This window comes from Streptomyces wedmorensis (assembly GCF_000716445.1).
Taxonomy (GTDB): Bacteria; Actinomycetota; Actinomycetes; order Streptomycetales; family Streptomycetaceae; genus Streptomyces; species Streptomyces wedmorensis.
Window position 1 is genome coordinate 57,940 of the sequence record NZ_JNWK01000014.1, and the last position, 11,310, is coordinate 69,249.

An 11,310-nucleotide genomic window follows, 5' to 3' on the forward strand; every position below is an offset into this window, starting at 1 on the left:
CCGGCCGGCTTGCCCGCTGGTCACCCGTCGCCCCTGTCGGCTGATGTTCAGGTCGGTGGATGCCGTTCGACATGCGTTTCTCCCGCGAGCCACCGGTCGGATGCGCCGGTCCGGCGTCCGACGTCCGACGTTCGGCGTCCGACGCGGGCCGGTCCGCCTGGCCACGTGGTGCCGGCAATCGATGCGGACGGGCCGGCTGACCGCACCGGGTGGGCATCCAGATGTGGACGGTCCGGCGACCGCGCCGGGTCGGCATCCCGATGCGAACGGTCCGCCCGCGCGGTGCATCCCCGCGGGACGCCGCGGGAGAACCGTCCTCGGCAGGTGTGAGAGCCCGGTACGGAGGAGTGCGGGAGGTGGAGGCGGTGGACGGTGGGAAGGCCCTCGTCGTCGGGGCGACCGGGATGATCGGAGGGCTCGTGGTGCGGCGGCTGGCCGAGCGGGGCGGAGCCCCGGCGCTGGCGGGCCGTGACGCGACCCGGCTCGCGACCCTTGCGCGTGAATCGGGCGGCGGTCCGTGCCGTGCCTTCGATGCCTACGACCTGGACGGATGCGCCGACCTGGCGCCCTGGGCGGCCCAGGCCCTCGGGGGGCTCGACACCGTCGTCGTCGCCATCGGCGTGGCGGGCTTCGGGCGCGCCGAGGAGGTCACGGAGGCCGCCGCGGAGCATCTCATGACCGTGAACGCCCTCGCTCCCATGGCGGTCGTCCGGGGAGCCCTTCCGGTTTTGGAGCCCGGCGGCACCGTCGTCGCCGTGACGGGGGCCGTCGTCGACCGGCCGCTCGTCGGCACGGCCGACTACGCGGCGGCGAAGACGGCGTTCGCCACCTGGCTGGGGATCGTGGGGCGAGAGCAGCGCCGACGTGGTGTCACGGTCGTCGACGTGCGGATGCCGCACCTCGCCGGAGGGTTCGCGGACCGGGCGGTGACCGGCACCGCTCCCGGCCTTCCCCCGGGAGCGGACCCCGCTGACGCGGTGGAGCGGTACGTACTCGCACCGATCCTGAACGGGACCGAAGCGTCGCTTTGAGGCGTACGGACGCGGAGACGGTCCTGCGGGACCTCGGCCGCGTCGCGTACGTCAGGGGCCGGGTTCTCCGGTTTCGACGCACAGGACAACCGTGTCCCCGGCATTTCGATGCGAAAGCGATGCGGGTTGTGCCAGGTGGTGCATCGGTCGGACCGTGAGGAGGGACGGGGTCACCGAGGTCCCGGAGCCGCCGCTCTCGCGGCGACGGCGGAAGATCCGGTGGACGCCCGTGCCACCACCCGGAGGAGGAAGCGTCATGACCGCACACCGGAGGACCGAAGGCCTCGCCCCCACCGCGACCGACGTGATCCCCACCGCGACCGATGCGACCGCCGTTAACGATGCGACCTCCGCCACCCCCCAAGCGGCCGCCATGTCCGGGGACGCCGACCCCGACCCCGACGCCGATGACCGGATCGCACGCGGCCTGGCTCGGGGCGACGAGGACAGCCTGGCCGCCGCCTACCAGCGCTGGGGCCGACTGGTCCACACTCTGGCGGCCCGGGCCCTGGGAGACCCGCGTGAGGCGGAGGACGTCAGCCAGCAGGTGTTCGTCGCCGCCTGGCGAGGCCGGGCCAATTTCCGTCCCGAGCGCGGCAGCCTGCCGGCCTGGCTCACCGGCATCACCCGCCGGAAGATCGCCGACGCCCTGACCGCCCGCACCCGCCGCACCGAGCTCGCGGCGACCCTCGGCGCCTCCCTGGAGCACGAGGACCGGACGGACGAAGAGCCCGAGCGGATCCTCGACAGGCTGGTCGTCGCCGAGGGTCTGTCCAGGCTGCCCCGGGTCCAGCGCGACGTCCTGGAACTCGCGTACTTCGCGGACCTGACGCAGGTCCAGATCGCCGACCGCACCGGCATGCCGCTCGGCACGGTCAAGAGCCACGCCCGCCGCGGACTCCAGCGCATGCGGCACAGCCTCGAACCCGCCGGTGCCGGCGTCGGCAGCTGACCGGCCCGGATCCGACCACCACCCCGACCGCCGCCCCGTCCGCCGATCCCGCACATCCGACCGGCCGACGGCTCCGAACAACCGACAACAGCGCGTACCGCAGGACCGAACAGCAGGTCGTCGTCACCGCACCGGTCGACGGCCGTCACACGAGGGGTGGAGAACGATGAACGGACGAAGCGTCGCCGTGGTGGGGGCGGGGGTGGCGGGCCTCACCGCCGCCCACTTCCTCTCCCGCACGCACGACGTGGTGCTGTACGAGTCGGAGGACCGACTCGGCGGCCACGCGCACACCCACGAACTGCCCGCCCCCGAAGGCGGCACGCTCCACGTCGACACCGGCTTCATCGTCCACAACGAGCGGACCTATCCCCACCTCCTGGGCCTCTTCCGCGAGCTGGGGGTGACGACACAGGACGCGGAGATGAGCATGTCCGTCCGCTGCGACGGGTGCGGTCTGGAGTACGCCGGCGCGCGGGGCGTCCGCGGCCTCCTCGGCGGCGGCAACGTCCGTCGGCGCCGGCACCTGTCGATGCTCGCCGACGTCCCGCGTTTCCACCGCGCCGCACGTGGCCTGCTGGCCGCCGAGGACATGACCCTCACGCTGGGCGGCTTCCTGCGCGCCCACCGCTTCTCCGCCCATTTCGTCAGCCACTTCGCGATCCCGCTCGTCGCCGCCGTCTGGTCCTGCGCTCCCGACACGGCCCTGCGCTACCCGGCCGCGTACCTCTTCCGCTTCCTCGACCACCACGGACTGCTCTCGGTGGCCGGGTCCCCCCAGTGGAAGACCGTCACCGGCGGCTCCGCCGCGTACGTGGAACGCGTCGCCAAGTCGATCGCGTCCGTACGGACCGCGACCCCGGTGCGGGCCGTGACGCGGGGCAGTGACCGTGCCACGGTCGTGACCGCCGACGGTGAGTCCACGGAGCACGCCGCCGTCGTGGTCGCGGTCCACCCCGACCAGGCCCTGCGGCTCCTCGCCGACGCCACCGGGCAGGAGCGGCGCGTCCTCGGCGCCTTCACGTACTCCCGCAACCCCACCGTCCTGCACCGTGACACGAGCGTCCTGCCGCGCTCGCCGCACGCCCGCGCCGCCTGGAACTACCTGCTGCCCTCCTGCGCCGCCCGCCCGGGCGCGGTCCAGGTCAGCTACGACATGAACCGGCTCCAGCGACTCCGCACCGACGAACCGCACATCGTCACCCTCAACCCCGGCGACCGTGTCGACGACTCGACCGTCCTGGCCCGCATGACGTACGAGCACCCCGTCTACACGCCGGAGTCCGTGGCCGCCCAGCGCCTCCTGCCCACGCTCCGCACCCCCGTCACCGCGTACGCGGGCGCTTACCACGGCTGGGGCTTCCACGAGGACGGCTGCCGCTCGGGCGTCGAGGCCGCCCGCCACCTGGGAGCGCCGTGATGACTCCCGCCGCCGCACCGGCCCTGTACGAGACCGAGATCGCCCACACCCGCGTGACCCCGATCCGTCACTCGCTCCGCCACCGCACCTACATGTGGCTGGTCGACCTCGACGACCTGCCCGTCCTGCCCCGTCCGCTGCGCCCGCTCGCCCGCTTCGACCCGGCCGACCACTTCGACGGCGACGCACCCACCCTGCGGGCCGGCCTCGACGCCTGCCTCGCCGCACATGGAGAGCGGGCGGCGGACGGGCGGGTCCTGATGCTGGCCCACGCGCGCGTGCTGGGCCACGTCTTCAACCCGCTCACCCTGTACTGGTGCCACGACCGCGCGGGCCGCCCCGTCTGCGTCGTCGCCGAGGTGCACAACACGTACGGCGGACGCCACGCGTACCTGCTGCACCCCGACGAGCACGGTCGTGCCGAGACGGCCAAGGAGTTCTACGTTTCCCCGTTCCTCGACGTGGAAGGCGCCTACCGGATGCGTCTGCCGCTTCCGGGCGACCGCCTCGACCTGACCGTGCAGCTCCGCCACACGGACGGTTCCCGGCCCCTGACCGCCACCGTCCGCGGCACCCGGAGGCCGCCCGGTCCGGGCGCCCTGGTCGCGGCCGCACTGCGCCACCCGTGGTCGACCGCAGCCGTCTCCCTCGGCATCCGCCTCCACGGCGTCCGCCTCTACCTCAAGGGGCTTCCGGTCCGGCCCCGCGCCGCCGGAACCCCTCCGACCGTACCCACCCAGCAGGAAGGCACCCTGTGACCCTCATGCCCCTCCCGTCCGCCGTGCGCACCGGCCGCGTTCCGGTCGACCCGCACCGCTGGCCCGAGGTCGCCCGCCTGCCGCGCGCATCCGCCGCACGCACCGCCTTCGCCCGCCTGCTCGTGGAGCGCGCCCTCGCCCGGCTGCCCCTGCGGATACGGAACGCCCCCTCCGTCTTCCTCTCCGAGGGCGGTGGCGTGGATCTCGCGGACCGGCGGGCCGGCGACGGCAGCTCCGCACCGTCGCTCACGCTCCACGACCCGGACGCCTTCCACCGCCGTATCGGCGCCGACGGGCTGATCGGCTTCGGCGAGTCGTACATGGCCGGAGAGTGGGACGCCGACGACCTCGTCGGCGTCCTCACCGTCCTCGCCCGCCACGTCGACGACCTCGTTCCCGCCCCGCTGCGCCGGCTCCGGGGAGCCTGGGTCCGACGCAGGCCCGAGGCCGACCTCAACACCCCCGACGGGGCCCGCGAGAACATCCACCGCCACTACGACCTCTCCAACGAGCTGTTCGCCCTCTTCCTCGACCCCGGCCTCAGCTATTCCTCGGCGGTCTTCGACCCCCTTCCGCACTCCTCGGAAGTCGTCTGCGACGCGGACTTCACCGCCGCCCAGCACCGCAAGATCGACCGGCTCCTCGACCTGGCGGAGACCGGCCCGGGCACCGAACTTCTGGAGATCGGCACGGGCTGGGGCGAACTCGCGATCCGCGCCGCCACCCGCGGCGCCCGCGTCCGCACCGTCACCCTCTCCGAGGAACAGCTCGTGCTCGCCCGCCGCCGTGTCGCTCTGGCCGGCGTCGCCGACCGCGTCAGCGTCGAACTGCTCGACTACCGGCACGTCCGGGGGCGTTACGACGCCGTCGTGAGCGTCGAGATGATCGAGGCCGTCGGCGCCGAGTTCTGGCCCGACTACTTCACCGCGCTCCGCCGCCTCCTCGCCCCGGGCGGCCGCGTCGCGCTCCAGGCCATCACCATGCCGCACGAACGGATGCTCGCCACCGCCCGCACCCACACCTGGATCAGCAAGTACGTCTTCCCCGGCGGCCTGATCCCCTCCCCGGAGGCACTCGCCCGCGAGAGCGCCGCCGCCGGACTGCGCATCACCGACGACACGGGGTACGGCGACCACTACGCCGAGACCCTCGGCCAGTGGCGGGCCCGCTTCCGCCACGCGGAGGCCGACGTGGCCGCGCTCGGCTTCGACCCCGTCTTCCAGCGCATGTGGGACTTCTACCTCGCCTACTCCGAGGCCGGATTCCGCTCCGGGTACCTCGACGTCCGCCAGCTCCGGCTCACCGCCGCCGACCGGGAGACGACCCCGTGAACCCCGCCCGCCCGGGCCCGCCCGTACGCCCCCTGGCAGCGACCGCGGCGGCAGGCGCCGAGGGACGGCAGGCGAGCCGGTACGGGGAGGCGTCATGAGCGTCGTCGACGCCGGGGCCCTCGGACTCGTCCTCGGGTCCTCGGCGGCCACCGCGCTCACCGTCATGCTGGTGACCTTCGCGATCGGCACCGCGAGACGGCTGCACCGGATCGTCGACATCGCCTGGGGGATCGCCTTCGCGGCGGTCGCGATCGTGGCCTGGTCCCTGGCGGCCGGGCACGGCGACGACGCCCGCCGGACCGCCGTCGCGGTCGCCACCGTCGTCTGGGGGCTGCGGCTCGCGGTCCACATCGCCCGGCGAGGCCGCGGCCACGGCGAGGACCCCCGCTACGCCCGGATGCTCGCCCGAGCCCGTGGCAACCGGACCCTCTACGCGCTGTGGAAGGTCTACGTCCTCCAGGGCGCCCTCGTCTGGCTCGTCTCCCTGCCCGTCCAGGTCGCGGTCCTGCTGCCCCTGCCACTGGAGGCGACCGCGTTCCTCGGCCTCACGGTGTGGGCCGCCGGCCTCGGCTTCGAGGCGGTGGGGGACCACCAGCTCGCCCGGTTCAAGGCGGACCCGGCGAACAGGGGACGCGTCATGGACCGAGGGCTGTGGAGCTGGACCCGTCACCCCAACTACTTCGGTGACTTCCTCGTCTGGTGGGGCCTGTACCTGACGGCCTGCGCCACCTGGCAGACCGCCCTGTTCTCCCTCGTCTCGCCGCTCGTCATGAGCGCCCTGCTCATCTGGGGCAGTGGCAAGCGGCTCCTGGAGGCCCACATGGCCGACCGGCCGGGGTACGCGGCCTACCGGGCGCGCACGAGCGGCTTCATCCCCCGGCCGCCTCGTACCCGGCAGACTCCTCGTACAGCCGGGAGATGATGCCGAGCGCCGAGCGCAGGCCCTCGGGACGCGCCGTGCCCGGACCCGGCGGCCGGCCGAGCCAGCCGGGCCCCGCGAGCAGGACCAGGGGAGCGGTGCGTGCTCCCCGTACCCCGAACGTCGTACCCGCGACGTGGCGTGCCAGCGCGTGGTTCGCGGTGGACCGGGCCTGGGACCAGAGGACGACGGCGGCCGGACCGGACCGTCGTACCGCCGCGTCGAGGGCCTCGGCGGGCACGGCGGCGCCGAACATCCTCGTCGGTATCCCGCGCTCGGCCAGGCCTGCGGCGAGCGCCTCGAGGGGCAGCGTGTGCTGTTCCGACGGGACGCAGGCGAGGACGACGGGAGGGGCCGGGGAAGCGGCTGCCGGGCCGGTGACGGCGGCCCGCCGCAGCGCGGTGGAGATGTGCCAGGAGAGCAGGTGTTCCACCTCGACGTAGCGGTCGTCGGACGATTCCCACTTCCGGCCCACCGCGTGCAGCGTCGGAGACATGATCTCCTCCCAGGCGGTGACCAGCCCGTACTCCTCCAGCACCGTCTCGAGCAGGCTTTCCATGGCCGGACTGTCGAGGCGCACGGAGGCACGGGCGAGCCCGCGGCACTCCTGCCACACCTCACCGAGAGGCAGCCCGCTGCCGGCCGCCGCGCGCCGGGCCGGCGCCGGCGACGGTTCCCCGAGGGACGCGGCCGGCTCGACGGCCACCGGGGCCGGTGGGCCGCCGACGGACACGTCGCCGCCGGCCGGTGCCCCGGACCGCACTTCCAGTGCCGCTCGCGCCGCCTCGGCGGGCGGTACGCCCGCGGCCGTGAGACGGCACATCTCCTCCAGCATCGAGACGTCCGCGGGACTCCACCGCCGGTGCCGACCGCCGGCGCGGACGGCGGGTCCGACCCCGTACCGCCGGTCCCAGGAACGCACGGTGGTGGGGGAGACCCCCAGCCGCCGGGCCACGGCGCCGGTGGTCATCCCATGGGCGGTGTCGTACATGCTCACCACCTTACGATGCGGAAACGATGCGAGCTTGGGGGCGCGGCGCGAGGGGACAGCGTCAGGACCGCCATGCCTCGGCGGCCGTCGGAAGGCGGGTGACCACCTCGTCCGCCAGCCGCTCGAACTCCCCGCGCACGAACGGCGCGGCCAGCCGGGCGAATCCCTTGAACCTCAGCGAAGCGCGGTACGTCAGCCGCGTGGCCGTTCCCTCCGCGGCGAACCGGAGGTCGTCCAGTGCCGTCACCGTCCTGTTCTCCCCGACGAACATCAGCCGGGCGGACTCCCTCAGCACGAGCTCGTACCGCAGGTCCGTCGTGCGGCCCCGGAACCGCGACGTGTTCCGCCACCGCGCACCCGGCCGCACCGGCCCGTCGTCGAGCCGTACGCAGCGGACGGTGCCGGGGTCCCACTCCTCGGTGCGGCCGAAGTCCTCCAGGTATGCCACCACCTCGGCCAAGGGCCGGCGCACCATGATCACCCGCTCCACTTCGATCACCGCAACGGCCTTCCTCCCGCGCTTCCACCGGCGCAAGCGACGCCGGCCGGTCACCTGGGATTCCGCCCCGGCGGCCGGTCCGGATGCACCGGACGGCGGACGACGGCACCAGGGTCGAGGGAGGTCGGTCCTGGAAGGGTTCCGTGTCGAACATCACTTCGGGTACATGGTCTTTTGATGATCTATGTGTGATTTCTGTGAAGCTGTCTCCCCTGGTTGGCCAGAACTCGCCCCAGTTACGCTCCCGTTCGTAACTGCTTTCACAGCCCGTACACAGGTGGCTCGTGGAGAGCTGCCAGGGGGAAGGACAGCGCGTGACTGCGCAATTCAAGGGGGGCCGGTGGCTGGGCGTTCTGCTCGGCTCCGCGCTACTGATGGGAATGGCGGCACCCGTTGGGGCCGCCGAGGAACCGGAACCGTCGATTTCCGGCCTCAACGCCGTGACTCAAGAGGCCGTCGAGGAGGCCAAGGAGACCGGTCGACCGGTCGAGGACATGTCGCAACGCGGCGTCGCCGAGCGGGTCTTCGCCGAGCCTGAGGGCGGCTTCACCGCCGAGCTCTCCGCCGCGCCCCGATGGGTGCCGCAGGAGGACGGGACCTGGAAGGACCTCGACACCACACTGGAGGTCAAGCCGGACGGGTCGGTCGGACCCCGAGCCGCCCTCATCGACGTCGAGTTCTCCGGCGGTGGCACCGACCCGCTGGTCGAGGTCGCCGACGCCGGGCGCAGCGCCGCCCTGAAGTGGCCCGAGCGCCTTCCGGCCCCGGTCCTCGTCGGCGACGTCGCCGAGTACCGCTCGGTCATCCCCGGCGTCGACCTCCGGATGAAGGCCACCCCCGAGGGCTTCCAGCAGGTCCTCGTCGTCCGCACCGAGGAGGCCGCCGCCGACCCCGCCCTCGCGGGCATCCGCCTGGAGCAGAGCAACGACGGCCTGGAGATCGGTGAGAACGCCGACGGCGGCCTGCTCGTCAGCGACGACACGACCGGCGAGGTCCTCTTCTCCGGAGCGGCTCCGCTCATGTGGGACTCCGGCAGCGAAGAGGCGGCCCGTACCGCCCCGGCGGGCGACCCGAAGGACGCCCTCCAGGAGGACCCGGCCGTCGCCCCCATGCCCGGCGACGACCACGCCGAGGTCGGGATGACGGTCGACGGCGACACGGTCACGCTGACGCCCGACCCGGAACTCCTCGCCGCCGCCGACGCGTCGAGCCTGCCGCTCTACATCGACCCGCCGCTCAGCGTCGAGAAGCCCACCGCACCCGGCAAGCGCTCCTTCTACACCTGGGCGAACAGCGGCTCCCCGAGCACCGAGTACGCCGACTTCGACGACGACAAGGGCGTCGGCCGCTGCACCAGCGCCGGCTGCGGCTCCGCCTACGTCGGCCGGATGTACTTCGAGTTCAACCTCGACGGCTGGGAGAACCGGAAGATCTACGACGCCACCTTCAGCGTCTACGAGACCTTCTCCTACTCGTGCAGCCCGAGCTGGGTGAACCTGCACCGCGTCGACGAGACCGACCTCTCCACCGGCACCAACTGGGGCAACAAGCCCGCCGACGGCGACCTCATGGGCGACCGCCACGTCGCCTACGGCAACGAGGACTTCGGCTGCGAGAACGGCACCGTCAACTTCAACGACAACCCGGAGGAGACGAACGAGAACCTCACCTCCACCGTGCGCTCGAAGGCCGCCGCGGGTGCGTCGGTCGCCTTCTCCCTGCGCGCGGCGGACGAGGACGCGGCGAGCGGCTGGAAGCGCTTCAAGGGCGACACCGGAACGCTCCGGATCTACTACAACACCCTCCCCGCCAAGCCCGTCGGCGAGAAGACGACCAGCCCGACCACCGCGTGCGTCACCGGCTCCGGCCGACCGTGGCTGAACCAGAACGACACCACCCCGGTGCTCACCGTCTCCGCGAGCGACGCCGACCCGCACAACATCCGGGTCCTCTTCCGCGCGTGGGACATGCTCCCGAACGCGACCGACGTACAGGTGTACGGGGACCTGGTGACCGGCTACGAACCGGACGGGTCGTTCGAGAAGGCGATCCCGAGCGGCCACCTCAAGCACGGGCACACGTACAACTGGCACGCCCAGGCGAGCGACGGCATCGACTCCGGAGCCTGGTCGGACTGGTGCGAGTTCTCCGTCGACACCGAGGACCCGGACAAGCCCGCCGTGGACCTGCCGCCGCTCGCGGACATCAAGGCCGGCCAGTCGATGCCCTTCACCCTCAAGGCGAACGGCAACCGCGACTCCGTCTACGGCAACGACGTCCAGTACTACCTGTGGGGCCTCAACGACTCCACCCCGTCAGCCAAGGTCGACCCGGCCACCCTCGGCGCCGACGGCACCGCGTCGGTGGCCATCCCCAAGTTCGGCCTCCACACGCTCTACTTCCAGAGCGTCGACCGCGCCGGCAACGCCAGCACCGTCGAGAAGGTCACCTTCCAGGCCGGACGGGCCTGCTCCGACCCCTCGGCCGAGTCCTGCACCGTCGGCTCCTACCGCTTCGACGAGACGGCGGGCACCGTCGCCGCCGACTCCTCCGGCGTGGGCACGGAGGACAAGTCCCCGCTCACCGTGAGCGGCGGCACCTGGGTCGCCGGCGCGGACACCGCGGTCGCCACCGACAAGGCCGTCCGCTTCGACGGCGTCGCCACCGACTACGCCACCGGTCCCAGTCGCGTCGACACCAGCAAGTCCTTCACCGTCTCCGCCTGGGCCAAGGTCACCGACGTCACGGTCAACCGGGCCGTGGTCAGTCAGTCCGGGGCCGTCGGCAACGGCTTCGCGATCTACTGGTCCACCACCAACGGCTGGACGCTCTCCCGGCACCGCCTCGACTCCGGCACCGACTCCGCCCGCGCCTACGCCGGGCTCGCGCAGAGCACCCCGTACGTCGGGCAGTGGGTACACCTGGCCGGAGTCTTCGACCCCACCCGGAACAGCATCACGCTCTACGTCAACGGGGACGAGGTCGCCTCCGACCAGGTGATCCCCTCCACCGACGGAGGCACGACCTGGGACCCGACCAAGAGCTGGAACGCCACGGCCGGATTCCAGGTCGGCCGGGGCAAGTGGGCCGGCGCGTACGCCGACCCCTTCAAGGGCGACATCGACGACGTCCGGACCTACCCGACCGTCCTCGAACGCAGCGACATCGGCCGTCTGGCGTCCCAGCGCTGACCGGTCCTTGACCCGGACCGGCCGACATCTGGGCCGGCGATGGGGGACCTCCCCCACCGCCGGCCCTCCGGGCAGCCCCAGAGCCGCCCGCACCGATCACACAGACCACACCGCGCACCGGGCCCGCCGCCCGGCGCGGTGGACAAGGACGGGCCGCCCCCACGCGGGTGGCTCGTCGGGGGAGGCACGGCGGCATGCCGCCGTGCCCTGAACCGGCC

The 11,310-nt window shown here is 72.9% G+C and carries 9 protein-coding genes; 7 read left to right on the forward strand and 2 right to left on the reverse strand.

Annotated elements, in window-relative coordinates:
* Positions 1–365 precede the first annotated feature (365 nt).
* The 6 genes from OO54_RS13845 (at position 366) to OO54_RS13870 (ending at position 6,414) form a co-directional block, all read left to right on the forward strand.
* Complete coding sequence (locus OO54_RS13845) at positions 366–1,031, forward strand: SDR family NAD(P)-dependent oxidoreductase (protein WP_033203216.1); 666 nt, start codon at positions 366–368, stop codon at positions 1,029–1,031.
* A gap of 373 nt (positions 1,032–1,404) precedes the next feature.
* Positions 1,405–1,983: a sigma-70 family RNA polymerase sigma factor gene (locus tag OO54_RS13850; protein ID WP_033203217.1), complete on the forward strand. Its 579-nt coding sequence runs from the start codon at positions 1,405–1,407 to the stop codon at positions 1,981–1,983.
* A 166-nt stretch (positions 1,984–2,149) separates the two neighbouring features.
* On the forward strand, positions 2,150–3,403 hold the full coding sequence (locus tag OO54_RS13855) for an NAD(P)/FAD-dependent oxidoreductase (RefSeq protein WP_033203160.1): 1,254 nt from the start codon (positions 2,150–2,152) through the stop codon (positions 3,401–3,403).
* Complete coding sequence (locus tag OO54_RS13860) at positions 3,403–4,161, forward strand: DUF1365 domain-containing protein (protein WP_033203161.1); 759 nt, start codon at positions 3,403–3,405, stop codon at positions 4,159–4,161. The genes OO54_RS13855 and OO54_RS13860 overlap by 1 nt, the downstream gene beginning before the upstream one ends.
* Before the next feature lie 5 nt (positions 4,162–4,166).
* Positions 4,167–5,492 carry an SAM-dependent methyltransferase gene (locus tag OO54_RS13865; RefSeq protein WP_033203218.1) on the forward strand — a complete coding sequence of 442 codons (1,326 nt, stop codon included), beginning with the start codon at positions 4,167–4,169 and terminating at the stop codon, positions 5,490–5,492.
* A 94-nt stretch (positions 5,493–5,586) separates the two neighbouring features.
* Positions 5,587–6,414, forward strand: coding sequence for a DUF1295 domain-containing protein (locus OO54_RS13870; RefSeq protein WP_033203162.1), 828 nt, complete (start codon positions 5,587–5,589; stop codon positions 6,412–6,414).
* On the opposite strand, the gene OO54_RS13875 is transcribed toward OO54_RS13870, so the two are convergent.
* Together OO54_RS13875 and OO54_RS13880 are read right to left on the reverse strand one after the other, a co-directional pair.
* Entirely contained in the window at positions 6,362–7,402 is a 1,041-nt protein-coding gene (locus OO54_RS13875; protein ID WP_033203163.1) for a MerR family transcriptional regulator, read from the reverse strand. The genes OO54_RS13870 and OO54_RS13875 overlap by 53 nt on opposite strands.
* 61 nt (positions 7,403–7,463) lie before the next feature.
* Entirely contained in the window at positions 7,464–7,901 is a 438-nt protein-coding gene (locus OO54_RS13880; RefSeq protein ID WP_033203164.1) for an SRPBCC family protein, read from the reverse strand.
* Positions 7,902–8,215: 314 nt separating this feature from the next.
* Between OO54_RS13880 and OO54_RS13885 the strand changes: the two genes are divergently transcribed.
* Positions 8,216–11,092: a LamG-like jellyroll fold domain-containing protein gene (locus OO54_RS13885; protein ID WP_033203165.1), complete on the forward strand. Its 2,877-nt coding sequence runs from the start codon at positions 8,216–8,218 to the stop codon at positions 11,090–11,092.
* Positions 11,093–11,310: the final 218 nt, after the last annotated feature.